Genomic DNA, 25,061 nt, shown 5'->3' with positions numbered 1-25,061 from the left:
GATTTTCTACGTTAGCGTTACTCGGTACCACCAACGGTCAGCGAGTCCAGCTTCAACGTAGGCTGGCCGACACCCACAGGAACACTTTGCCCTGCTTTACCACACACACCCACACCTTTGTCGATGCTCAGATCATTACCGACCATCGAAACCTGCTGCATGGCCTCAATGCCGGAGCCAATCAGTGTCGCTCCTTTGACCGGACGAGTGATTTTTCCGTTTTCAATTAAGTACGCTTCAGAAGCAGAGAACACAAACTTACCGGAAGTAATATCGACCTGACCGCCACCAAAGTTTGGCGCGTACAGACCTTTCTCCACGGTCGAGATTATCTCTTCCGGTGTGTGCTCACCCGGCAGCATGTAAGTATTGGTCATGCGCGGCATCGGCAAGTGTGCGTAGGACTCACGACGGCCGTTACCGGTTGGGTTAACACCCATCAGGCGCGCGTTAAGCTTATCTTGCATGTAGCCTTTCAATACGCCATTTTCAATCAGTGTATTGTACTGACCATTGACACCTTCATCATCGACATTCAACGAACCACGCAGATCTTTCAGTGTGCCATCGTCGACAATCGTACAAAGAGAAGACGTCACTTGCTGGCCCATTTTACCGGAGAAAACCGATGACTCTTTGCGGTTAAAATCACCTTCTAAACCGTGGCCTACCGCTTCGTGTAGCAATACGCCAGGCCAGCCAGAGCCAAGTACCACTGGCATCATACCAGCAGGTGCAGCTTCGGCCTCCAAGTTAACCAAAGCCATACGAATCGCTTCGTCGGCATAATGGAAAGCTTGCTTCACACCATCCGTTTCAGAAAGGAAGAAGTCATAACCAAAACGACCGCCACCGCCTGCGCTACCACGCTCACGGCGTTCACCTTTTTGAGCTAATACGCTGATAGACAGACGCACTAACGGGCGAATATCCCCTGCGAAAGTCCCGTCTGTTGCGGCCACTAACATTTGTTCATGTACGCCACTGATGCTAATCGACACTTCTTTGATCAACGGCTCTTTCGTGCGGATGTATGCATCAAGCGATTTTAGCAGTTCGGTTTTTTGCTGCTTTTCCCAACCAGCCAAAGGATTAACCGCTTCATAGTAAGCTTGGTTATCGGTGCGTTTAAATGCATGCACCTTGCCATTCTGACCTTGCTGGGCAATGCCTCGCGCCGCAATAGCACTTTGTTTGAGGCCTTCCGGATTAATTTGGTCTGAGTAAGCGAAACCTGTTTTCTCACCAGTGACCGCACGAACACCGACACCACAATCAATATTAAAAGAGCCATCTTTGATGATGCTGTCTTCTAGAACCAGAGACTCATGCCAGCTGGACTGAAAGTAAATGTCCGCATAATCGATCTGACGTGTCGCAATGCTGGCTAGTGTGTCAGCAATATCTTGCTCTGTCAGACCATTTGGGGCGATGAGTGCCTGTTCTATTTGGTTTGTGCTCATAGTTAGCTCTTTTATTTCCGTCTCAATTCATTTTGAAAGCGACTGTGTTGAGTCAGCGGCATATTCTGCCTTACTTGCTGGGCTTGTGACAAATCTATCTCTGCCACCAACAAACCGACCTGATCTTGAAACTGTTTGTGTATTCGGCCCCAAGGGTCAATAACCATGGAGTGACCCCACGTTTTTCGTCCGCAAGGATGGGTACCAGTTTGATTGCTGGCAAGAATCCAGCACTGAGTTTCTATCGCTCTGGCACGTAATAGTATCTCCCAGTGCGCTTCGCCTGTCACAGCGGTAAATGCAGCAGGGACGACTATCATGTCCGCGCCAGCTAAACGCAGCTCTTTGTATAATTCAGGAAAACGCAAGTCATAGCAAATACTCAATCCAACACTACCAAGATCCGTTTCTGCGACAACGATTTGATTGCCTGCCGTGAAAGTATCGGATTCACGGTAGCTACCATGACCGTCTGCGACTTCGACGTCAAACATGTGCAGTTTTTCATAATGGGCAATGCACTTACCATGTGGCGGAAGGACGATACTTGTCGTCGTCACACCTCTGGCAGTTTGAATAGGCATACTACCGACGATCAAAGTCAGTTGGTTATGTTTAGCAATATCAGCCAAACGTTGCTGTATCACACCACTCCCGAGCGGCTCTGCATGTTGATGGTACTCTTCACGGCTGGCAAACAATACTGAATTCTCGGGGGTAAGAACAAGCTTAATGCCCTGATTAGCAGCTAATTCACACTGCTTTTCGATAAACGCCAGATTCGCTTCGATATCTGGACCAGAAGTCATTTGAATGATGCCAACACGTTCCATGTGTTTTTCCTTCCTTAAATTCCTTTGAAAACTGAGGTGGTTTATTGTGCCTGCTCACGCAGCTTTTCTGGCAGCTTATATTCACCCTGACTACGCGATATCTCTTTAACCGTCGGTGATTCGAGCGGCCCTTTGACTTCATAGTTTACTTGAGTAAACACCTCAACTACTGGAGAAATCACCGTCGAGATAGCCAATACGTATAAAGCAGTTTGTGGCGCGACGGCGAAGGCAGTCAACATTGGTAAGCCAGACGTGATATCAGGCGTAAACTTCACCTCAGCATCCACTAATCTTTTCGTTACGTCAGCCATGCCACGAATCTGCATTTCCCCAGCAAGCGCATCCATGACGATATCATTGGTGACAAATACGCCATCCTGAATCTTGCCTGAGCCAGTAATCGAATTAAACGCCATTCCGTTATCAAATACATCGGTAAAATCGAGCTGCATCTTACGAATGATAGAATCAAGACTGAACAAGCCAAGCAGACGTGCCGCTCCACTTACTTCACTAATGACCCCCTTGCCAAATTCCGTCGATACATCACCTTGTAGTGTTTGGGTTTTCATCGCCCAAGGCGCGCCATCCCACTCCATATTGGCATTCAGTTCAAATGGAGCTTGCTGAATCCCTGAAGTGATGCCGAAGCGTTCCATAAGATCGGTATTGTTGTCGCCCTTAACCTTCATGCTCAAATTGGAGTGACTGCGCTCGTCAGTCAGTTCCCACCAACCACTCATATCAATGCTGTTTTTGCCACTACTGAAGTTAAGCTTTTTCCACTCCAGACGATCAACACTGCGTTGCAAGTCAACATTCACCTTGCCCACTTTATACCCTTGCAACCAAAAATCATTAATATTCAGTTTTAAGTTTGGCATTTCACCATGAAATTGGCGGTCAAATTTGGTGATTAACGGCGCACTTTGATCCTCATTGGTAAAGATGGAACTTCGCTCTTTCTCGATTTCATCAAAACCTGGTATGTACAAATGCAGGTGATCTAACGATACCGTCAAGTCATTCGGTTTCAGGTAGTCCGCTGTACCTTTCACCTCCTGACTATTAACCTGCATTTGCCAACTTGAGTTCTTTTTACTGGCATTAACGTCCACATCATGAAATTCAAGCTTGCCGAGCTTTACGCTCTGAGCCTCAATATCTACCCGGGTTGGTAACGGGATTGTTGGCGTCTTCATAGCGGAGAGTACTGAGGGGACACTACTCGAGGGTATATTCAGCAGTTCTAACCACTTATCTACATCAAGCTCATCAAGACGTATTGAGGCATCATGTCCGATAACTGGCGTCGTCTTAAAACCACCTTGCCCAATCATCAAATTGGTCGCAGTGAGGAGCGGTACCTCACCAGAAATGTCTATCTCCGTCTGGTATTTTGCGTTAGGAATCCCCAGACGAGCAGAAATATTTTCTTGGTTCCCTGATGCCTGTAACTTCGCCTGTCCTGACTCTCCCGCCTTTTTCGCCAGTGGATACGGATACTCACTGACGACTCGATTGAGTTGCGCTAATACATCAACTTGATAGGTAAAACCCACATCATTAAGCTGTAAGTCAATATCCATTTGCCATGGTGCGTGACCAGAAACTAAGTTCAGCCATCGCTCCCCAACATACGGTTTTAGCGGTTCTACGTCCCAGTCGCCCAGCGTATTAATGGTTACATCGTAGCCTTGGTCAGCACTTTCGCCGCGGAAATCGACTGAAATTGGCTGCGTAAGTAATTCTGCGGCAAGACCAGAAGTAGTAACGACATCGTTATCAAAATGAATACGTCCAGTCGCCCTTTCTAAGGTCATTGGCGGCGCGTCAATATCGACGCGATTGTCTTTGAGATCCGCAAAGCCCCAAGCTCTTGGTTTATTCTCTTTATTAAAAGGAATATTGAGCTGGAACTCAGAGTAAACAGGGCCACTGACTTGCAACGCAGTCAACGCGGCACCAACCGAATCCACCAAAGGCGTAGCCATCATGTAGTCACGAACTTCGTTTCCCGGTGCGCTGGCTTTAGCTTCAATTTCAATATGTCCGCCAGGTGCCAGTCTCGGAATACGGCCAGTAATGCGCTCAGCAGCAACACCATTGAGTGTCGCCGATTTTGAATCCAAGTACATGGCATCATTTTCGAATAACAAGTTCAGCTGCAATTCAGTAATGGATGGCCAAGCAGTATCAAAGCTGAATTTTGCGTCTTTAAGACCTACCCAAGCCTGAAACATACCGTTGTGTTGTTTATAGGGGAAATCGCCAAGCTCACCGTACCAGAGCAACTTGGCGGTATTGACTTTACCGCCTTGAATAGCGATAGAGAGGTAGTCCGTCAGAGCTTGCCCAAGAGCTAAGGTCGGTAAATAACGCCAAGTTTCACCAGCATTGTACAGATCCGCCTCGGCGTAGAATGATAGGAACGGACTTTGATCTTTCGGAAAATCTAAACGGAATGCCCCCAAAACCTGTAAATCGGGGGTAGCAGCAGTGACTTTATCAGCCCATAAACGCCAGCCTTTTTCATCTTGCTGCCAGACAATATCGACTTCGCCTTGCTTAATGTTCAACGGGGCCTGAAATACGTCACCATAAGGAAAGACATCATCAATCACCGTCACATTAGCTTTGGCTTGATTAATATTACCAGACACCCTTCCCTGAACGTGTTGAAAGCCCGGTAATAACGCCCACTGTGTTAGCCCCAATTCATCCAGCTCTGCGGAATAGCGTAACGTCTCCAATCCACCATTCATTGATAGTCGGATATCTTCCAGCCGTCCTTTGGGCGCTATTTGACGGATAAATTCGCTGGTCGACTCAGATTTTGGTGCGAGCTTTATCAATGGTGTAACGGATTCAATGTCGATTTCAGAGAGGTTAAGCACCCACCCGGAAGGCTGCCAGTCAAACGCAACGTCTAACTCTGGCCATTGTTTTTCATCGGTGCGAACTTGAAGTGAGTGACCATTTACTTTCCAGCCATTTTTATCCGGCAGTAACTTAAAGATGCCTGATTCAATAAACAGCTCATGACGGCCATTTTCATTCCAGATTAACTCAGACGGCTGCAGTTCTACATAAGCATAATTAGGCTGACTGTGTTTCAGAGTCAGCCAGGTATTGAGGCTCACTTTACCGGACTCTACGCCAGATTCTGCTTGAATATAGGTCGTCAGCCAAGGCGCAACCGAGACATCTTGCGCGCTGATATAAAACTCGCCCGACACATCACGCAACGAACCATGATCTTTAAAGTTAGCACTTACCAACAGGGAGTTAATCTTGGCGTCGGCGATACTTACCGTCCCTTCTGCCAGATGGTTCTTACCCTGATTGCTCCAACGGAGTCTCTCGATATCCAGCCGTCTCGTTTCACCAGAAACGGATTTATACCAGATACGCGAATCCGTGATAGTGAAGTCTTCAAACTGACGCAGCAAAAGTGAATCTAATTGGTCGATTAGCTTCACTTCACTTTTCTCGGAGGTCGCCACGGGCATTTGGCTTTCAGCGTTCGGGAGAATACTGACGCTGCGAATATCCAGCGCTAAATTGTGGATAGTGAGATCCGCTACGACCGGTTTGAACTGGATAAGCGACTGGATCAAATCAAATTCAATCTGAAGCTCATCAACCGCAAAGCGTGCTTCCTGGTTGTTCGGCAGGTTAGCTTCTAAACCAAGTAACGCGATTGAGGGGTGGCTGTTTCGCCAGGAGCCTGCAACGCTGGAGATAGAAAAGTCAAAACCTGTGCCTTGTTTGACCCAGGTTTTGATCTCATCTTGAAAGTGGTCGAGCTGTGGTAACGTGACACGCAGTGTCGTCACGACAATCGCGAGTAAAACCAAAACGGTGGCTAAACTCCACGCACAAAATCGCCCCAAACGGTTAAAACCAAAATTCACAAATGTCCCAATTACATCATCACAACGTCAAACTGCTCCTGAATGTACAGGGGCTCAGCCTGAATTCGCACTTGCTTACCAATAAAGACTTCGAGTTCTGCCAGAGCGTGTGACTCATCACCGAGCAGCGCTTCTGCGACGAACGGGGACGCGTAAACAACAAAGTTGTCAGCATCGTACGCTCGATTCACTCGGGTGATTTCGCGCAGAATCTCGAAACACACAGTCTCGACCGTTTTCACTGTGCCGCGACCTTCACAAGTAGGACAACCAGAACAAAGAATATGTTCAATACTTTCGCGCGTACGCTTACGAGTCATTTCAACCAGACCCAGTTGAGTAAAGCCGTTAATGTTGGTTTTTACTCGGTCTTTCGACAGTGCTGCTTCAAGAGAAGTAATAACGCGTTGACGATGCTCTTCAGACGCCATGTCGATAAAATCGATAATTATGATGCCACCAAGGTTACGTAAGCGTAGCTGACGAGCTATCGCCTGAGTGGCTTCAATATTGGTATTGAAAATCGTCTCTTCTAAGTTACGACGACCGACAAACGCACCGGTATTAATATCTATGGTCGTCATCGCTTCAGTTTGATCGATGATCAGGTAACCGCCGGATTTCAGTTCCACCTTGCGCTCTAAAGAACGTTGGATCTCGTTCTCCGTGTCGTACATATCGAAGATTGGCTTATCACCTTCATAAAGCTCAAGTTTGTCGGTCAACTCAGGGACATATTCCGAGGTGAACTCTTGAAGATTGTCATACTCCAAGCGCGAATCGACCAGAATCTTATCCAGCTCTGTGCCAACAAAGTCGCGCAGAATACGCTGTGCCAGACCCAGCTCACCGTAAAGTGTCGAGCGCGTTTTATATTTAGAACGGCGCTCCATGACTTTAAGCCATAAGCGTTTTAAAAACGCGGCGTCCTGAGAAAGCTCTTTTTCATCCGCCCCCTCGGCTGCAGTTCGGATAATGAATCCACCGTGTTCATCACAGTATTGGTTGACGACTTTCTTCAAACGCTCACGTTCGCCTTCGCTTTCAATACGTTGTGATACACCTACGTGGCTTGCGCCCGGCATGAAAACCAGATAACGGGAAGGAAGTGTAATGTCGGTAGTTAAACGCGCACCTTTGGTACCAAGCGGATCTTTAACCACTTGCACCACGATATCCTGCCCCTGGCGAACCAACTCTGAAATATCACGAACCTGAAACTGTTGTTTTTCGTTTTCTGCCACACACTCTGTATGCGGTACGATATCAGACGCATGCAAAAACGCAGCTTTATCTAAACCAATATCAACGAAAGCCGCCTGCATACCGGGTAGTACTCGGCTGACTTTGCCTTTGTAGATATTACCTACGATACCGCGACGAGATTCGCGCTCGATATGAATTTCTTGTAGCACTCCACCTTCAATCATGGCCACACGAGTTTCACTCGGGGTCACGTTTAGCAGCAATTCTGCACTCATGTGCACACCTCAAAATAATTATAAAAATTCTTGGATTAGCTGATCGGTTTCGAACAAAGGTAAGCCTACTACTGCGTGATAACTGCCTTCGATTCGGGTGACAAAACGCCCTCCGAGTCCCTGAATACCATAACTTCCAGCTTTATCGCATGGTTCACCTGACTGCCAATATTGTTCGATTTCTTCGTGAGTCAAAGGCTTGAACCAGACATCAGTGATGACGACCACTGAATGTTGTTGTTGCGATGAAACGACACTCACTGCGGTCATCACTTGGTGCTGACGCCCAGATAAGCGAGTAAGCATACGCTTCGCATCTTCGAAATTTGTGGGCTTCTCCAACACCTGGTCATCACATACCACCACAGTGTCAGAGCCCAATACAACGGAATCAGGCTTAGCTAATGCTAAGCCTGCCTGAGCTTTTTCCAGAGAAAGACGCAGCACATAATCGTGTGCCTGCTCATGAGCCTGTTTGGCTTCCTCAATATCAGGTAATACGATATCAAAATCGTAACCCAGTTGAGCAAGTAACTCCTTTCTTCTGGGAGAGCCTGAAGCGAGAACGAGTGATAAGCTTTTTTTCACACTTTTACCTAACGTGCCATGCTCGACGCACTCGTCGCATTAATAAAAACATCCATGGCCAAAGTATACAGTTTATTGCCGCCGTCCACAGGGATAATGGGTTAAATACTACGTCCTGGTTCAAATATTCCCCACTGAATATCAAAAGTTCCAGTAACACAGTAAAAAAGGCAATTAAAATCGATTGTTGCCACAATGCCATATTACGGATTAACAAGAAATTTAGCGCAACCAAATAGATGATGATAGACATCATCATGCCCCGAATTCCCAGAGTCGAACCAACCAATATGTCCCATATAAGACCCAGAATTAACGCGCTACCCACATTAACCCGGTTCGGCAGCGCCAAGACCCAGTAACAGGTGACTAAAAACAGCCATGACGGACGGAACAGTTCCAGATCGCCCGGCCACGGGATAGTTTGTAAAACCAGCGCAACAAAGAAGCTAACGCCAATAACCATTCGGCTTCGAAATACATTACTGGCCATCAGTTACCTCTTGTTCTGCTTGCTCTACATCTTCATCGACATTGGATTGCATGACTTTGTGTTGACGATCTTCATTTGGCCAAATGAGTAGCAGGTATCGCAGACGCTCAAACTCAACCACTGGCTCCGCTTTAATGGATGCAAACTCCTGACGAGTATCGTGCTCGACGACTGTGACATTCGCTACCGGATAACCTTCTGGGTAAATACCTCCCAGTCCGGATGTCACCAACAAGTCGCCGACCTGAATGTCGGTACTGGTTGGAATATGTTCGAGTTGGATTTCATCCATTTCACCATTGCCGGATGCAATCACTCTGATGTCATTACGAATTACTTGAACAGGAATTGCGTTCTTCGCATCAGTCAGCAGCAAAACTCGAGCGTTATGCGCAGCAACAAACGTTACCTGACCCACAATCCCTTTTTCGTTGATAACCGGCTGACCCACGTATACACCGTCGATCTGGCCTTTATCTATCACGACCTGATGACGATAAGGTGATGTGTCGACCGCCATGACTTCCGTCACGACTTTCTTTTCATCACGGACAAATGATGACCCCAACAGTTTTCGTAAGCGTTGGTTTTCTTCTCTATATTGATCAAGCAAGATCAGCTCGCTTTTCAGACGTAGCACTTCTCGCTTTAAATTACGATTGCCTTCAACGAGCGTCTGACGCGTATTGAAACGCTCAAAGACACCATCGAACATACTACGAGGTAAGTTAGCGGCATACTGAATTGGCGCAACCGCACTGTTCAGTAAATATCGAACGTTAGAGAACGTATCCAGACGACTATCCGCCAGCATTAAGCTCGCCGACATGATGACAGCAAAAAACAGACGTAATTGCAGAGATGGTCCTCTGCCAAAGATCGGATTCATCTTGTTTTTGACCTGATTGCTTCCATAGCTATTGAGCCTTAATTGGCAACCTGAAATCTTGCATTAAATACGTTCAGGTATGGAGCATATTTGAATTACAGAGAGAGCAGAAATGAAGGTGAAGCTCACTTTGAGCTCCACCTAAACTTTTATTCTTCAGAAAATAGATCGCCACCGTGCATGTCGATCATTTCTAGAGCTTTACCGCCACCACGAGCTACACAAGTCAGCGGATCTTCAGCGATAACAACTGGAATCCCAGTTTCTTCCATCAGTAGACGGTCTAGATCTTTCAGTAGTGCACCACCACCAGTCAGAACCATGCCGTTTTCAGAGATATCTGATGCAAGCTCTGGTGGACACTGTTCTAGTGCAACCATCACTGCCGATACAATACCAGAAAGCGGCTCTTGCAGCGCTTCAAGGATTTCATTTGAGTTCAGGCTAAAGCTACGCGGTACACCTTCTGCAAGGTTACGGCCACGAACTTCAATCTCTAGGACTTCATCGCCAGGGTAAGCTGAGCCGATTTCGTGTTTGATCTTTTCTGCTGTTGCTTCACCAATCAAGCTGCCGTAGTTACGACGAACGTAATTGATAACAGCTTCATCAAAGCGGTCACCACCAATACGAACAGAAGACGAGTAAACCACACCGTTTAGCGAGATAACTGCAACTTCAGTTGTACCACCACCGATATCTACCACCATTGAACCAGTCGGCTCAGATACACGCAGGCCAGCACCGATTGCTGCCGCCATAGGCTCATCGATTAGGTATACTTCACGAGCGCCAGCACCTAGTGCCGATTCGCGAATCGCTCGGCGCTCAACTTGAGTCGAACCACAAGGAACACAAACCAAAACGCGTGGGCTAGGTTTCAGAATGCTGTTGTCATGAACCTGCTTAATGAAGTGTTGCAGCATTTTTTCCGTCACGTAGAAGTCAGCAATCACGCCATCTTTCATCGGACGAATAGCAGAAATGTTACCTGGTGTACGACCAAGCATTTGCTTTGCTGCGTGACCGACTGCAGCAACGCTTTTTGCAGAACCTACACGATCTTGACGAATAGCAACTACAGAAGGTTCATCAAGGACAATACCTTGCCCCTTTACGTAAATTAGAGTGTTGGCTGTACCTAAGTCGATCGATAAATCGTTAGAAAACATGCCACGAAGTTTCTTAAACATACTCTTCGTTCATCCTGCAAAAATATTAAAGACAAAAATTGTCCTAAATGTACCAATGCCTCGCTGTCACAGCAAGGTATTGGTACACAAACATGGGTGGAAAGCACCAATTTCTTGCAGTTTCCTAACTTAAGTGCAAAAACCGAAGTTTGTTACTGGGCAGTTAACCCCGGCTCGCCACGGTAAATCACTCGATCGTTACCACGGTGGATTCCAAAGGTAACGACAGAGGATGGGTTTTCTTCCTCACCATCATTGTCCCAATCGTATTTTAGCCAAGGGAGGTTGTTAGAACCGCCTTTAAGCTGCAACCAAAGTCGAGATTGTTGACGTCCCACTAGGTTACATGTATTCGGATCTTGCCTAGCTGATAGCTCTCGCGTCACACCTTCTGTAACTGTGTCATGTCCTTCTAGCAAAATCGAACAATCGCTTTTGTCGTCAGACCAAATTGTCTTTGGATATCCATCAAGATCTGAATAAATAACCGTTCCGTCATCATCTACATTTTGCACAAAGCGACTACCGCTCCAGTATTCAACACGTAGTGGGATGCGTAAGGTGTCACCTTGGTGTCCACCGACATCATCAAGGTTAACACGACCAAACCTTACAGGAGGTTGATTCGTTAATACCTGTGTAAGTAGTGTTTCGCTGTCATCACTACTGTAAAACTTGACAGGATCTTCACCCGAAATAGTTAAACCAAACTTTGAATCTTCCGAGTTGTTATCATCAGTATTAAATGGACCATTCGGTGAAACTAGTTTAGTGACATAGGCAGAGTCATCACTTAAAGACCATTGTGAATGTGAAGCGCTTTCACCCCACTGACCAAGCGCTGTATCAAGTATGAGTTGGTTATCAATATCTTTATCCTTCGCCACACCAAAGGCAGCAACTAGTGAAGAATCAAATGAATGATAGTTTTTCAGGGCAGTATTCCATCCTTTTGCATAAGGTGAAATATAAATTTCAGCGAGCGTAAAAGGCTGTCCCATATAGTTGATATCATTTTGATCATCCACAGCAGACCAACTGTTTGAATCCAATTTAAAATGATGAGGGTAGAAGCGACCAATATCTCGGTAGCCCAGATTGACATTCATTCCCAGGTAATCAGCTTGTGTATCAGCATTGACTCGTAACACACCAACTTCACTCCAGGAAAGTTCACTGAAAGATAAATAGCTGTTGTTTTGACCTTCCGTATTACTATGTACAAGTGTTCCAGAAAGAGAGCCATCGGCGCCACCACTCGGTTGAGCAACTTGGTGAGTCAGTTCGACATTAGTAGCTAAACTATTAGCTGAACTGAAGAAATTTTGAGTAACGGCAGAGTTGCAATACGCAGAGGTTTCAATATCCTGTCGACCACCAACAGGATCACTATCGTGACCACCATCTACCCACCGTAATGGGCGAACATAAAGTTCAAAAGCGTTACCAGCAGAAGTAAAAGCACTAGTTGCTGAGTCGGTGATGTTTCCATCCATTGAGCGGGTATCAGCAGCACAAATAGCAAACGTCCAGGGACGAGAATAAACCGTAAATTGCCCTTTTAATATTCCACTACCTTCAATTGGACAATCATCTAAACCGCTACAATCAAAGCTATCATCTTCTAGAGTTACAGTGGCTTTGCCAGAATCTTCTAGTACCAAAGCATTGGTAGAGCTCCCATCGCTCAGAGAAGGCGAAAAATCTAATTTACCAACCCCACGGCTCGGAGCTACCCACTGAAAACTCACATTAGGCTGCCCGTTGTAACCAACATCCACTCGTTTCCCGCTAATACAAGCCAAAGCTGAGACGGTCGTTTTTTTCTCTTTACTTGCTATAACATATTGATCTTCAACATTAAACTTAAACGGCACAAATTTATATTCTCCATATACGAGCGTACTATCTTTCTCACTCGCTATATAAGCGTTGACAGAGACCACTTTACTAGCCCCTCCGCTCTCAATTGTAAATTGATTAATAGGGCCAGAATAACGTTGTTCAACACCATCGACAGAAACGACTACCGTACCGTTAAAATCTGATGCTAGCTTACCATCGGATACGACGGACACCGTCGGACTTATATCCTCACAAATCAGTGAAAATGCAGATTCAGGGGTAAGCTCAAGAGAATAATCACCCTCATTAGGTACGATTGAGCTACAAGAGTAATCGGGTTTACTTACTTTAGAGGATCCTCGCATATCTAACCAAAGACTCGTGATCGCACCGTACATATGTTCACTGGTATCAAGAACTATACTCTTAGCAAGAATAAAGCCTTTGAATACCTGTCCTGAATTAGTCTTGAAATGAAAGCTCGCTTTCGGACCATAAATTACAGGTAAAGTGAGCTCTTTTTGATAAGTTCGATAATCAAAATAGGCACCTTCTAAAGCAAAGTCTGCATTCTTATTGAGGTAAGAGCCTGGTGGTTGGTCTGTACCCACGACATTAACGGTAACATTACTACCAAAAATAAGTTTTGGATTGGAACCGGTATTTATAAACGTTTTTACCGTTAGTTCTGCATTGTCACTGAAGTAAAGGGACAGATCATTGCCTGAATCATAAGAAAACCTTTCGATCACTCGTTTCCCGTCCAACTGAAGCTCTACCGTCTTATTAGTGTTGTAACCTTTAATATCTAGGCTCTTCAGGTCGCGCTTCAGGCGAATCACAACCTTTCCCCCAGACTCAGTGAACGAGCAAGCATCAGATTCCGACAAACACACTTTGCCATAGAAGTTCGCGTCAGTTTCTTTCATGCGAATCACTAGAACGCGACCGGAATTAAAAGCAGCAGCAAGAGGCGTTGGTGTCTGTGCTTTGCGACTTTCAACTAAACCATCGTTGCCTGCCAAACTGCCATCCCCTGCGACACCATCTCCAGGGAGACAGCCCATAGCATCGTTACAAACCTTTGAATCTGGGTTTTGATAAAGTTGCCAAGCTTGCCCCCCTTTATCAAAACCTATACGCAGAGTGGACCATTCACTTCCGTTCTCCCAGTCCTGCTTATAGGTATAGTAGTTTTGACTATCTGCCAAATATTCATCTGACCAGCCTGTAATCCTTACTTCCTTGTTAGTAACCACAAGCTTACTTTGACTCTGTTTCCAGCCTTGAATCGGTTCAGGAAACGATTCACAAACATTGTCAGGTACTGAAAATTCTGGCTCTGGATTAGGTTCTGGTCTCGATGAAGGTCTACAGTTTAAATCGAATAAGTCTTCATCTTGTTCGAAAAACACATCAGAGCTGTTCGACAGATCATCAAACTCAACTCTACTTTCGAATCCTGTTCTAAGAAGTGTTGTTCCATCATATAAAAAGTAAGACAAGTTTACGGTATAACTATTCCCGCTCTTTTCGATATCATTAAATTCAATACGAATGGTATAAACTGTATCCCCATCTAAATGGTCTTCGTCTTCATTAAAAATACCATCGACATCGTCATTGGCAGACCATAAACGGTATAAAACACTTTTACTATTGCCATTAACATTACCTTCTTTTTTTAGATAAATAACATCCTCTTTCAGTTCTATTGTGTTGTCTTTTTTCCCTCGAACATAAAATTTGATGTCATCAGTATCGCAGTCATCGCAATACTTAGCTTCAATAGCAAATGAATCTTTGAGTTTTACACGACACGACTCAGTCTCATCCCAATCGTCAGCATGAGAAAAAAACGGCATAGTTATCAAAGCAAACATTAAGACTATCTTGTTCATTGTTCTACTCCCTAACCCAAACTTCTTGCTGACGCTGTACTTGAGACAGCCCAGAACCACAAATGGCGGTTGCTTGCACTCTAAATAAAGACTGTGCTTCTGAAGTCCCTTCATTCAGAACCCCCAACTTCAAACAACTCATCTTATTAATCCTACATGCCGTATTTTGTATAACATTAGGGGTTGCACCACTGACCTCATTCAAACAAATATCTGCGATATCAGGGTCATCATCGTTAAGCGGGTACAACTGTGTCAGTGCCCACTCATTGGCCGATTGAGCAACAAACCAAGCTTTTGTTCCTAAAAACTCTCGGGTTAGCCCACTTTGATTTGACCAACTTATTCTCATAAGAGAGGCGGCTAAATACCCCATCACAATAATGACAAAAAGCACCACGATGAGAATATTACCTTGCTGATTTCGTTTACGGAACATTGAGCACCTGCACGTCTTGCTGATACACACTACGCTCCCCATCCTGTAAAAACTCTAAGTTAATGTGCACTAGCCCACCACGTTGTAGAGTAGGCTCAACATAACGCATGTAACTCGCTGATGTATCAATACTATCCGTGACAATGACATTATTACGAAGTACTCGGCCGTTATCGAAGCAGTAACGGACTTCAGAACTGGGTTGGTAGATGTAATGGCGACCCGAAACCGATGTCGCACCTATCGTACTGGCAGCACCACTGACGACAAATGCCTCTTTCGTTTTGGTTAAACCACTAATATTAATACTTTGGGAAGATGACTGAAGGTCCTCATAACGGCTAGGGTTAATCACCATCCGATTCTTCTCTGGAATGGACTCAAGATCAGGATCATTACCGACTAAAAATTCAATATCGTTCGCCGTAAATACATAAAAGCCAGAATATTCAATGGGTACAAATTCCAAACAATTGCTTGTCCCAGATGGCTCGTGAAAACTATTTGGCACAGCATGGCGAATTTCACGGGACATTTTCTCGATCACAAACTGTGCTTCTGTCTGTACTCGCTGACGGTCAATGCTGTCTGCGTAACCTTTCATCCCTAGTTTAATATAACCGGCAATACCCAACATTATGATACTACCAATAACTATCGTAATGACCATTTCAATTAAAGTGAAACCACGCTCTTTCATTAGTAGTTCCCTTTTAAAGCCGTTAAAGTCAGGGGTTGAGTCGTGCCCGCAAAGATAGTCAATGTCACTTTTTTATACTTAGGTAGAGCACTTGTCTCCGAGCCACCTAAATCATCATAGGCAACTTGGACTTCTACCCTAAAATTTTTATATTGTTCTGCACTATCTTCTCCAACGTTCGCCAAAACATCGGCAATATTTCCTCGAGATACACTATTACATTGTGAGAGAGTATTGGGTGTACTCCAGCAACCGATAAAGTCATCAACATCATTAAAATCTGCAGGAAGTAACTCCCCAGTTTCAGCGCCAAGATCTTCAGACGGAGTGCAGTTGACGGACTTCTCACCACAACGTACCCAGCCACCATCAAAGTTACTGTTGTCGTCAAAACCACGAGCAAGGATTTGCGACATAAAACTTTGTGCTAAAGCTGAAGCACGAGTTTGGTATTGGGGATTGGCAGAATCACGAAGCTGAGGGACAAGAAAAGATGTAAACGCCACCATCGCTATGCCCATCAAGACGATAGCGATGATCATTTCAATTAAAGTCATGCCGCGAACTGTTTTCATGAGCACGCTCCTTTTGAAACATAGCCTTGGCTGTTGATATCAACTTCACAACGACTGCCACCATTCTTATTCTCGATGAGTATAGAGACACCGCTACTCGCTGAATTCAGCGGATTTCCAAGTAAGCTAAAATCAATGGGTCTTTCGACATCACCTTTAATGGAGAACTGAGCCGAATCATCAGCGACAAAATCGCTGCGTGAATCTCGCTGACTATTACTGAGCGCACAGGCAGCTACTGAGCCAATACATGAACTTGAAACTTGCAAACGAAAATTGTCATCCGTGCCATCAATATTCGACTGCATTCGATTAACTTGTACCTGACGAATCACAGAGATGACTTGTTCCTGAAGTGCAAATGCAGAAAAGCTGCTCTTGCCGATAAAACGGCTAGCCGCAAAGAGAGAAAGGATGGAGAGAAGAACGATCACTAGGATCAATTCCGTTAATGTAAACCCTAATGTAGAGCTGCGAATTTTCATTACCCAACCTCAGGCTTAAATTTAGGACAAGTGATTTAAGTATACGATGATTTTGTATTAATTATGATAGGGTTATACGTTTTCAATTCGAAGTGCGAGCAAGTGTACAAATAATCAACACAGGTTATTTATCTGTTTTTGAACGTCCTAATTCTTGTTCAATTCTATCGTAGGTTTCTTTATTACTTAGCGTCTCAGAAACGTGCTCAGCGGTTTGCTTAGTTTGTTCCCATTTCGCTTCATATGTCTCTGGTTCAAAACTGATAAATCTTGGTAATACCACATAGCCGATTACACCTAAGATAATGAGCACAACCACAAATTCGATTGCACTAAAGCCCGATGATTGACGCATATTAGGTATTCCGAGATTAATCAAGAGATAAAGGCCAGACTAGCTGGCCTTTAAGTAATAACTTATTAACAGCCAGTATCAACAACTGTTGTGGTAGGCTCAGTTGTTGATGTCGCTTCTGTGTATCTCACAAAGCAGTTACTACTAGTGATAGCAGTAACTGTATTCTTAGCATCATCAAAACCAGCTTTCAAATCACCACTAACAAACGTTGCAACCAACGTGTCAGGATTAGTACCTTCGTTCACAAGTGCCCAATCAGCACTTAAGCCATTAACAGCATTATCTAGACCGTTAGTAGCAGCAACTGGATAACCGAAGCCTACAAGTATATCGTCAACTAGAACTGTATCGCCTGGTGCTGTTTTCTCAATGCCGTCAATCGCTGCTTTACCATAGGTAATACCAGCTGCACCTTCGATTGCACCTTTAAGCCCTTGAAGCGAAGAAGCGCGAGCATCAGATTGCAAGTTTAAAAAACGTGGTGCCGCAGTTACCGCTAGAATACCTAGGATTACAATTACCACTACTAGTTCGATAAGGGTGAAACCACCTTGTCTTTTCATTATTAACTCTCTCTATGTAAGTATGCAGTCTGACTGCAAAAGATAAATTAGGTCGCCCCATTTGTGATAGAGTCACAATGGTGCTGGGCTGTAAAGTTCACTAAGTCAAATAGCGAAATGGAAGCGGAACTGCCCCTGTTCAGGAGTAACAGTTCACTATTATTTAGTTACAAGTGCAATGAATCGAATATGTGCTAACTTGCTTAACATTACAACTATTTAGTAATTTTAATGCGAGTATTATATCTATTTTATGTGCTTGTTTATAGTAATAAAACGTCAAAAAAATCACTCCGACAATATTTCGACACTTATTAGGTTATTCGTGTTAGCGGTAACTATCACCTTGTAAGATTTTTTGTATGTATAGTTGCATATATAAAGGTCATTTTTTATCGTCCCGTCTATTGCGGATGGTTCAATGGTCATGATCTTACGCTGAGGGTAATGCACCGCTAACCAATAGGCACAATCTAAGTCGCCTTGTTCGCTAAATGGAGAGACTAGCCCTCGTTCAGTCATTGTTAGATGAAAACCGTCCATCTCCAATTGTTTTGGCTCACCTTGCAGTAGCCAGGCTTCTTTATATCTCTGGACGCTATCGAGCATCCAGACCTTAGCCAATCTTGCCCCCGTCACCCGTGCTTCTTCTGCAACTAACTGGAATTTAAACACTAATCCAACAAAAATAATAGCGACCAGACCGCAGAGTACCAGCGTGGCTCGGTTTTGATTTTCAACCACGCATTAACCGCCTTTGATGATGTCCAGCATCCCCCACATTGGCAGGAATATACCGAGTGCGAGCACCATTACCATACCAGCCACGATCACCAAGAGTAATGGTTCTATCCGAGCGGTCAGCGTTTTTAGATCGTAATCCACTTCACGATCGTAGTACTCAGACACTTCGAGTAATAGTTCATCAATGCGGCCCGTTTCTTCCCCCACGGCGATCATCTGGATCACCAATGGGGTAAATATCTTACTGTTGATGGCCGTGACCGAAATCGTACTGCCCGCTTCAATGGCAGACTTCATCTCTAAAATACGGTTCTCTAAAAAGCGGTTACCTAACGCTTCAGCAGAAAGTGCCAGCGACTGGTTAAGCGGCACGCCAGACTTCAACATCAAAGCGAAGGTGCGAGAAAAGCGTGATAATTGAGCGCGGTTGACAATATCACCAACTATGGGCAAGCGCAGACAGAATCGGTCAAACGCTTCCCGGCCAGCTGCAGTCGCAACCCAAGACTTAAAAATAATAAATGCCGCAATCATCAAAGCGATAAGCAGTACCCAATAGTTTACAAAGAAGTTAGAGGTCCCAATCAATATGCGAGTTGGTAATGGCAGATCGACGCCAAAGCGCGTGAACATAGAAGCGAACTCAGGAATCACCAAGATATTCAGAATAAACATAGCGATGGTAATAAAGACAATGACAAACGTTGGATAACGCATCGCGGCTTTAATTCGCTTACGGGTTTCCAGCTCCTGCTCATAATAATTTGCCAGTTGTAACAACGCCTGATCCAGTCGACCCGTGTTCTCGCCCACGTTAATCATCGACACAAACAGTGGGCTAAAAACTCTACTATGCTGCTGCATCGAAGATGACAAACTGCGGCCATTACTCAGCTCAGAAACCACTTCTTCTAGGGCTTCTTTAAGCTGTTTGTTTTCACAGTTTTGCAGTAATCCCCGCATTGAACGCAGCAGTGGCACCCCAGCTTTGGTCAAACTGAACAGCTGACGCGAGAACAGAATAACCACTTCTAACGGAATAGCCGGAACCAGCAACTTCGACAAGCTAAACTGGTTTTTCATTCTCTCTTTTTCTAAACGCAGATTTAATGGGATCACTCCCTTGTTCATCAACGCTTCCGCAGCAGATTCAGAGTTAACCGCTTCAATTTTGCCACTGGCTGACGAACCGTCTAGAGTACGACCTTGATAACGAAAAGTTGGCATTCACTTACCTATAGAAAAATTGGATCAGTTTTACCAGAAGCATCCCCTTCCCCAAGGGCCATGACTTCATCCAAACTTACAGTGCCTTGCAACGCGAGCTCCATCGCTGATGCCAACAGAGGTTTATATTTCTCAGATAGACGTGCGGCCTGGGCAAAACCGACCGTATCATTAGCACGCAGTTTATCCATCATTTCGTTTTCTAACTCGAGCATTTCGAACACACCGATTCGACCACGGTACCCTGTCAGGTTACAGTTTTGGCAACCGCTTCCTTTGTAGAAAGTCACACCGACTTGATTAGGAAAACGCTCAGCTAACCACTGGCGGCGTGATTCATCCAAAGAATCTTCTGTTTTACAGTCTGGGCAGACTCGGCGAACAAGGCGCTGGGCAACAACCGCACGCACAGCACTCGCCACGAGGTAACCAGGCGCGCCCATATCAATCATTCGCAAGGCACTGTCGATAGCATCATTCGTGTGCAGTGTACTCAGGACCAAGTGACCAGTCAGGGCTGCACGCAAACCTATCTCTACAGTTTCTTGATCACGCATCTCACCAACCAGAATGATATCTGGATCCTGACGCAGGAACGTGCGCAGCACGCGGGAGAAGGTTAGATCGATGCGACTGTTGATTTGAACCTGCGTAATACGCGGCAATCGATACTCAACAGGATCTTCTGCGGTGATGATTTTCTTTTCTGGTTCATTTAGCTCACTCAGAGCGCCATAAAGTGTGGTCGTTTTACCGGAACCAGTCGGCCCGGTGACCAAAATCATCCCATGCGGACGTGACAATTGACGTCGCAAGCGCGCAAGTAGCTCAGGAGGTAAACCCGACTCTTCCAACGGACGTAAACCCGTAGACTGGTTAAGCAGACGCATAACCACTGACTCACCATATTGGGTCGGCATGGTCGACATACGAATATCAATCGATTGTCCGCGCACTTTGATATTAAAACGGCCATCTTGCGGCAGACGTTTTTCAGAAATATCCAGCTGAGCCATTAACTTCAGACGAAGAACCAGCGCGGATGCAATGTTGACTTCATTTAACAGCGTTTCATGTAACACACCATCAATACGCTGACGAAGACGGAGCACTTTATCATCAGGCTCAATATGAATATCTGACGCGCCTACCTGAACCGCATCTTCAAACATGGAGTTAACCAGTTTTACAACCGTCACTTCTTCGCTGTCAGTTTCGTCGATCCCATAATCAAAGCTCTGTACATCTTGATGCTCCGCCTGCAACTGCTCTGCAAATGAAGCGATCTCTTTAGTACGACGATAGTAACGATCGAAACTGTCGATTAGCTGGCGTTCCGACGCAATGATAAATTCCAGACTGTATTCACCAAGCAGGTTCATCAGAGACTCTTGCGTGAATAGATCCGCCGGATCACTCATCGCAACACGCAACGTTTGGCCATTACGAGCAACCACCATCGCGCGCAGTCGACGAGCATGAACTTCCGGTAAGATTTGCACGGCTTCAGGATCGACCGGAGCGCGGCCAAGATCAATCAACGGCAACCCTAGCTGCTGCGCTAAGAAATTGAGCATCTGCTTCTCGGTGATAAAACCAAGGTCAATTAACGCGTCACCCAATTTTTGACCCGTGCTGCGTTGTGCCGTAAGCGCTTGTTGAATCTGCTCTTCGGATACAATCGCTTCATCAACTAGAAGGTCACCCAAGCGTTTTCTTAACTGAATTTTCATTGCGCATTCTCCAACTGCTTAAGAACGGTCAATCGATCGCGAATAAAGGCTTGTGACTGGTTCGATATCCCCACTTTCCCCAACGCTTTATTGTATGAGTTAATGGCCGAAGTGAACTGCTGTGCTCGCTCCTGCTGTATACCTAACCCCATCCACCAGCGCGCATTTTCTGGATCGCGCTGAGTCAGTAATTGATAGCTCTCCAATGCAATTTCATCCTGCTTTTGCTTTTGTGCCAACACCGCACGCATCGCCAAATAATCACGATTTGGCATTGGCGGCATATGAACCAACGGGCTAAGCGCCGCTTGAGGCTGCTTGGCTTTGACCAACAGCTTGGATAAAGCCAGTCGCAATGTTTGATTGTTTGTGTCTAGACTGATGCCTTCCTGAATGATTTCATACGCTTTTCGCGTGTCACCTTTTCCAAAATAAAGGGCTGCGAGTTTTTGGCGTGTATCCACATTGGTTGGTTGATAACGCAAGGATTCTTGGTAAGCAGAAAGTGCGGTTTGCATATCATTGGCATCCAAAGCTTTCTCTGCACGACCTAACGCTTTGAGTGCCAATTGATGATGCGTCAGCTCAACTTGTTCAATATTCATCGAACTTTCAGTAATAGAGCCCGACTTTTCACTTGGAAAACTGGCAACTTGAGCAAGTAAGACTGGCGCTTGCGCAACCGATCTCACTTCTTGTCTTGGCGTAAACGAGTCCACTTCAGGTTTAGGCGTACCTGACACTGGTGCATTGGGTACTGCCGTTTCTATAACTTGCTGTTGTTGCACCGGCTTGGTGTAAACCTGGCGACTTGTCTCAGGCGTCATTTTACTGGTTGGTGAATAAGCAGGTTCATCCAGCGTGGATTTTACCTGCTGGGCTTCCCCTGATTGATATTGTGCGAACTCATCCGATGCAACCGGACCTTGAGATACCGCCCAGCCGCCTACAGCAAGGCTCAACGAAAAGCCCGCCACCAGCCATAACCAATGCTTGCTACGAGAAACATGAGGAATCTCTGCTCTGGTTAATTTAGAAGATGATGCTTTCTCTGTGATTTCTGATAATGCTTTATTGATGGCACTCAACGTTGACTCCATCCCCAGAATACGGGTGTTTTAAATTTGGGTTTACGGGCATCAAATGTGTCGTGTATTGCTAAATAAACGTGCTGATTTTTCAGTAAAGTACAACCTTCATTAAACGCAGCTAGCAGAGCTTTGTGACAAATTTGATTGATCAGTCTTGGTATGCCCATCGCTGAACGCCAAATCGCTTTTTTCTGCTCGACTGAAAAGATCTGCGCTCCATTTCCCGCAATATCTAAACGATTGTTGATGTAGGCTACTCCCTCATCGAGCGAGAGCGGACGTAACTCACAACTGAACGTAATGCGCTGGCGAAACTGTCTAAGATCATGAGTAGCAAGGCGCTCATCAAGTTCTGGCTGACCAAATAAAACGATCTGAATCAGCTTATCATGTTCAGTTTCTAAGTTGCCAAGCAAGCGTAATGCCTCTAGTGCCTGAGGAGAAAGTGCCTGCGCTTCATCCACAATCAGTAGCGTTGTCTTGGCTGATGAATGAACGCGAATCAAATGTTCCTGAATGAGTGACACAATAAGCAAAGGATCGTTATTCTCTATCCCTAACTCTCTGGCAACTGCAAACTGTAACTGCTCACCATTTAAGACTGGGTTTGGCAAGTAAACCAACTCTACTTGTGAGTCCAACTGCTCAATCAGTTTACGGCACACCATGGTTTTTCCGGTGCCGACTTCTCCGGTCACCTTAATAACCCCTTCCCCCATTTGAACTGCGGCCAGAATGGTCTGAATTGCTTCATAATGAGGGACTAACCCCAAAAACATTTCTGTATTTGGGGTGAGTGAAAACGGCTGAACTCGAAATCCAAAATGTGACAAGTACATACTCGAATCACAAACTCATCGAAATACAGGACACTTCCCAGCGCTTATTGCGCATCTGGGAACCACTCTTGTAACAAGTCACGCGAGCGTTCTAGCTCTTTTTGCCAAGAGTTCACACCAACCACAGTCGGTTTCAACAAGATGACCAGTTCTGTTTTCTCGGTAATGTTGTTCACGTTACGGAATAAGTGCCCCAACGCTGGCACATCCCCTAGGAATGGAACTTTAGAAACCATTTCACGATTTTGCTGCTTCATCAAACCGCCGATAACGACAACATCGCCATCTTTTGCACGAATAACTGAGTCAGATTCTCGGATGGAACTTTTCGCCAATGGCAATTGGATATTTTGAAAGTCACCACCAAGGTTCAGTTGCTTCAATTCTTCTGATACTTCAATAACAGCAGGGTGAACATGCAAGAACACATTACCTTTGTTATCGATTTGCGGAGTGACATCAAGGGAGATACCTGAGAAGAACGGTGTTAACTCCACTTCTGGTACTGCATTTGAGTTTTCACCATTGCCTGCATTGCTCGAAAGCTCGGTAACAAAGTATTCATCAGTACCAACTTTGATGACTGACTTTTGGTTATTCGCTGCGGTAATGCGAGGGCTCGAAAGTACGTTCAAGTCACCCTGAGTCGACATAAAGCTCAACACGGTCTCGAAGTTACCATCAGAAATAGTGACGTTTGTTTGGCCACCAAGTAAGGTGCTAATTGCATCCAAGGTCGGTAGTGCAGAACCTGGACGCTCGACAACAATACCTCCAGAGCCAATAGACGCTGATAAATTAGACCAGTTAATGCCTTGCTGATAACCGTCACTCAACGTCACTTCAAGGATTTTTGCTTCGAGAATCACTTGGCGCTGCATACGCTCTTGCGATACACCCAAGAACTCGCGAACTTCACGAATATCATCCGGGAAAGCACGAACGGTAATGACACCAGCTTGCGGCGTCACAACAACACTTTGTCCCCTGTCTGAGCCAATTAAGTTAGCAACGGCTTGCTGTAACATTGGCCAAAAGTCGCTTTCTGTCACCGTTTCGATGCGTGTGCCGCCTGTTGAGGTGGTCGAGCTATCGTTGCTGTTATTATCACTGTTGGAATTTGACGAATCAGAGCTGTCTGAGCTGCCCCCAGAGTTAGAAGTTCCGGCGGATGTTACTGAGCCCGTTACAATACTCGTTAGTGAGCGGCCAGTGCGTTTGAATTGTAGATAATCGACAGGAATGGTCACGGTACGCATACCAGCCGGGTACACCTGAATGACTTTACCAGACTTCATCACATCATAGCCGTACATGTTCTGTACCACATTAAGGACTTCATCCAATGTAACGTCTGACAAATTGACTGTGATGTTACCTTGTACAGCAGGATGAATCGCCACACTGTACTCAGTACCTTTCACTAGTGAGGCAAAAAAGCTTCTTGCGGCGACTTCATTTGCTTGGATACGAAAACGCTTCGATGTGCCTTGTTCTGAAGACACATTCGAGTCTAAATTTGGCATCAGGTCCGCCTCAACAGAAGAGGGGATTTCTTCTAACGTGCGGCTATTGGCTTGATTGATAGATTCATTGAGCGCTTCTTTGACTTCCACCGGGTCACGATGACCCATTGAACATCCCATTAAAGAAGCAATCGCTATTCCTACAACTAATTTGCGCATATCTGATCAGGCTCTG

General features: G+C 45.3%; 21 protein-coding genes. All 21 read right to left on the bottom strand.

Annotation, left to right across the window (positions count from 1 at the left end; translation table 11 throughout):
- Positions 1–17: 17 nt before the first annotated feature.
- Positions 18–1,463, bottom strand: coding sequence for a metalloprotease TldD (gene tldD, locus L3V31_RS19090; protein ID WP_237318393.1), 1,446 nt, complete (start codon positions 1,461–1,463; stop codon positions 18–20).
- An 11-nt stretch (positions 1,464–1,474) separates the two neighbouring features.
- Positions 1,475–2,296 (bottom strand): carbon-nitrogen hydrolase family protein, encoded by an 822-nt coding sequence (locus L3V31_RS19085; RefSeq protein WP_237318391.1) that lies wholly within the window; start codon positions 2,294–2,296, stop codon positions 1,475–1,477.
- 41 nt (positions 2,297–2,337) lie between these two features.
- Positions 2,338–6,216, bottom strand: coding sequence for a YhdP family protein (locus tag L3V31_RS19080; RefSeq protein WP_237318389.1), 3,879 nt, complete (start codon positions 6,214–6,216; stop codon positions 2,338–2,340).
- An 11-nt stretch (positions 6,217–6,227) separates the two neighbouring features.
- Positions 6,228–7,697, bottom strand: coding sequence for a ribonuclease G (gene rng / locus L3V31_RS19075; RefSeq protein WP_237318388.1), 1,470 nt, complete (start codon positions 7,695–7,697; stop codon positions 6,228–6,230).
- An 18-nt stretch (positions 7,698–7,715) separates the two neighbouring features.
- Positions 7,716–8,285, bottom strand: a complete 570-nt coding sequence (locus L3V31_RS19070) for a Maf family protein (RefSeq protein WP_237318386.1) — start codon at positions 8,283–8,285, stop codon at positions 7,716–7,718.
- A 4-nt stretch (positions 8,286–8,289) separates the two neighbouring features.
- Positions 8,290–8,778 carry a rod shape-determining protein MreD gene (gene mreD, locus L3V31_RS19065; RefSeq protein ID WP_237318385.1) on the bottom strand — a complete coding sequence of 163 codons (489 nt, stop codon included), beginning with the start codon at positions 8,776–8,778 and terminating at the stop codon, positions 8,290–8,292.
- Positions 8,768–9,667 (bottom strand): rod shape-determining protein MreC, encoded by a 900-nt coding sequence (mreC, locus tag L3V31_RS19060; RefSeq protein WP_237318383.1) that lies wholly within the window; start codon positions 9,665–9,667, stop codon positions 8,768–8,770. The genes mreD and mreC overlap by 11 nt, the downstream gene beginning before the upstream one ends.
- A gap of 149 nt (positions 9,668–9,816) precedes the next feature.
- Positions 9,817–10,860, bottom strand: a complete 1,044-nt coding sequence (locus tag L3V31_RS19055) for a rod shape-determining protein (protein WP_014233099.1) — start codon at positions 10,858–10,860, stop codon at positions 9,817–9,819.
- A 152-nt stretch (positions 10,861–11,012) separates the two neighbouring features.
- On the bottom strand, positions 11,013–14,606 hold the full coding sequence (locus L3V31_RS19050) for a DUF6701 domain-containing protein (protein WP_237318381.1): 3,594 nt from the start codon (positions 14,604–14,606) through the stop codon (positions 11,013–11,015).
- A 4-nt stretch (positions 14,607–14,610) separates the two neighbouring features.
- Positions 14,611–15,045, bottom strand: a complete 435-nt coding sequence (locus L3V31_RS19045; protein ID WP_237318378.1) for an MSHA biogenesis protein MshP — start codon at positions 15,043–15,045, stop codon at positions 14,611–14,613.
- Positions 15,035–15,745 carry a prepilin-type N-terminal cleavage/methylation domain-containing protein gene (locus L3V31_RS19040; RefSeq protein ID WP_237318376.1) on the bottom strand — a complete coding sequence of 237 codons (711 nt, stop codon included), beginning with the start codon at positions 15,743–15,745 and terminating at the stop codon, positions 15,035–15,037. Before L3V31_RS19040 ends, L3V31_RS19045 begins: the two co-directional genes overlap by 11 nt.
- Positions 15,745–16,320 (bottom strand): prepilin-type N-terminal cleavage/methylation domain-containing protein, encoded by a 576-nt coding sequence (locus L3V31_RS19035; RefSeq protein WP_237318374.1) that lies wholly within the window; start codon positions 16,318–16,320, stop codon positions 15,745–15,747. The genes L3V31_RS19040 and L3V31_RS19035 overlap by 1 nt, the downstream gene beginning before the upstream one ends.
- Entirely contained in the window at positions 16,317–16,805 is a 489-nt protein-coding gene (locus L3V31_RS19030; protein WP_237318372.1) for a type II secretion system protein, read from the bottom strand. Before L3V31_RS19030 ends, L3V31_RS19035 begins: the two co-directional genes overlap by 4 nt.
- A 124-nt stretch (positions 16,806–16,929) precedes the next feature.
- Positions 16,930–17,160, bottom strand: coding sequence for a type II secretion system protein (locus tag L3V31_RS19025; protein WP_237318370.1), 231 nt, complete (start codon positions 17,158–17,160; stop codon positions 16,930–16,932).
- Positions 17,161–17,225: 65 nt separating this feature from the next.
- Positions 17,226–17,726 (bottom strand): type II secretion system protein, encoded by a 501-nt coding sequence (locus tag L3V31_RS19020; protein ID WP_237318369.1) that lies wholly within the window; start codon positions 17,724–17,726, stop codon positions 17,226–17,228.
- Between the two features lie 288 nt (positions 17,727–18,014).
- Positions 18,015–18,470, bottom strand: a complete 456-nt coding sequence (locus tag L3V31_RS19015) for an MSHA biogenesis protein MshF (protein ID WP_237318367.1) — start codon at positions 18,468–18,470, stop codon at positions 18,015–18,017.
- Positions 18,471–18,473: 3 nt separating this feature from the next.
- Positions 18,474–19,697, bottom strand: coding sequence for a type II secretion system F family protein (locus L3V31_RS19010; protein ID WP_237318365.1), 1,224 nt, complete (start codon positions 19,695–19,697; stop codon positions 18,474–18,476).
- A gap of 8 nt (positions 19,698–19,705) precedes the next feature.
- A complete protein-coding gene (locus L3V31_RS19005; RefSeq protein WP_237318363.1) occupies positions 19,706–21,430 on the bottom strand; it encodes a GspE/PulE family protein in 1,725 nt (574 codons plus the stop codon).
- Positions 21,427–22,518, bottom strand: coding sequence for a tetratricopeptide repeat protein (locus tag L3V31_RS19000; protein ID WP_237318361.1), 1,092 nt, complete (start codon positions 22,516–22,518; stop codon positions 21,427–21,429). Before L3V31_RS19000 ends, L3V31_RS19005 begins: the two co-directional genes overlap by 4 nt.
- Positions 22,515–23,360 (bottom strand): AAA family ATPase, encoded by an 846-nt coding sequence (locus L3V31_RS18995; RefSeq protein WP_237318358.1) that lies wholly within the window; start codon positions 23,358–23,360, stop codon positions 22,515–22,517. Before L3V31_RS18995 ends, L3V31_RS19000 begins: the two co-directional genes overlap by 4 nt.
- A 44-nt stretch (positions 23,361–23,404) precedes the next feature.
- Positions 23,405–25,045 carry a pilus (MSHA type) biogenesis protein MshL gene (gene mshL, locus L3V31_RS18990; RefSeq protein ID WP_237318356.1) on the bottom strand — a complete coding sequence of 547 codons (1,641 nt, stop codon included), beginning with the start codon at positions 25,043–25,045 and terminating at the stop codon, positions 23,405–23,407.
- Positions 25,046–25,061: the final 16 nt, after the last annotated feature.

Origin of the sequence: Vibrio sp. J1-1, assembly GCF_021728395.1 — a bacterium.
Lineage (GTDB): Bacteria > Pseudomonadota > Gammaproteobacteria > Enterobacterales > Vibrionaceae > Vibrio.
This window is presented reverse-complemented; position numbering and strand designations above follow the sequence as displayed.

Bases quoted from the DNA above. Each gene is read 5' to 3' on its own strand.
- L3V31_RS19030 (WP_237318372.1), bottom strand. From the start codon at position 16,805: ATGAAAATTCGCAGCTCTACATTAGGGTTTACATTAACGGAATTGATC.
- L3V31_RS19025 (WP_237318370.1), bottom strand. From the start codon at position 17,160: ATGCGTCAATCATCGGGCTTTAGTGCAATCGAATTTGTGGTTGTGCTC.
- tldD (WP_237318393.1), bottom strand. From the start codon at position 1,463: ATGAGCACAAACCAAATAGAACAGGCACTCATCGCCCCAAATGGTCTG.
- L3V31_RS19040 (WP_237318376.1), bottom strand. From the start codon at position 15,745: ATGAAAGAGCGTGGTTTCACTTTAATTGAAATGGTCATTACGATAGTT.
- mreD (WP_237318385.1), bottom strand. From the start codon at position 8,778: ATGGCCAGTAATGTATTTCGAAGCCGAATGGTTATTGGCGTTAGCTTC.
- rng (WP_237318388.1), bottom strand. From the start codon at position 7,697: ATGAGTGCAGAATTGCTGCTAAACGTGACCCCGAGTGAAACTCGTGTG.
- L3V31_RS19005 (WP_237318363.1), bottom strand. From the start codon at position 21,430: ATGAAAATTCAGTTAAGAAAACGCTTGGGTGACCTTCTAGTTGATGAA.
- L3V31_RS19050 (WP_237318381.1), bottom strand. From the start codon at position 14,606: ATGAACAAGATAGTCTTAATGTTTGCTTTGATAACTATGCCGTTTTTT.
- mshL (WP_237318356.1), bottom strand. From the start codon at position 25,045: ATGCGCAAATTAGTTGTAGGAATAGCGATTGCTTCTTTAATGGGATGT.
- L3V31_RS19020 (WP_237318369.1), bottom strand. From the start codon at position 17,726: ATGAAAAGACAAGGTGGTTTCACCCTTATCGAACTAGTAGTGGTAATT.
- L3V31_RS19045 (WP_237318378.1), bottom strand. From the start codon at position 15,045: ATGTTCCGTAAACGAAATCAGCAAGGTAATATTCTCATCGTGGTGCTT.
- L3V31_RS19010 (WP_237318365.1), bottom strand. From the start codon at position 19,697: ATGCCAACTTTTCGTTATCAAGGTCGTACTCTAGACGGTTCGTCAGCC.
- mreC (WP_237318383.1), bottom strand. From the start codon at position 9,667: ATGAATCCGATCTTTGGCAGAGGACCATCTCTGCAATTACGTCTGTTT.
- L3V31_RS19035 (WP_237318374.1), bottom strand. From the start codon at position 16,320: ATGAAAACAGTTCGCGGCATGACTTTAATTGAAATGATCATCGCTATC.
- L3V31_RS19085 (WP_237318391.1), bottom strand. From the start codon at position 2,296: ATGGAACGTGTTGGCATCATTCAAATGACTTCTGGTCCAGATATCGAA.
- L3V31_RS18995 (WP_237318358.1), bottom strand. From the start codon at position 23,360: ATGTACTTGTCACATTTTGGATTTCGAGTTCAGCCGTTTTCACTCACC.
- L3V31_RS19055 (WP_014233099.1), bottom strand. From the start codon at position 10,860: ATGTTTAAGAAACTTCGTGGCATGTTTTCTAACGATTTATCGATCGAC.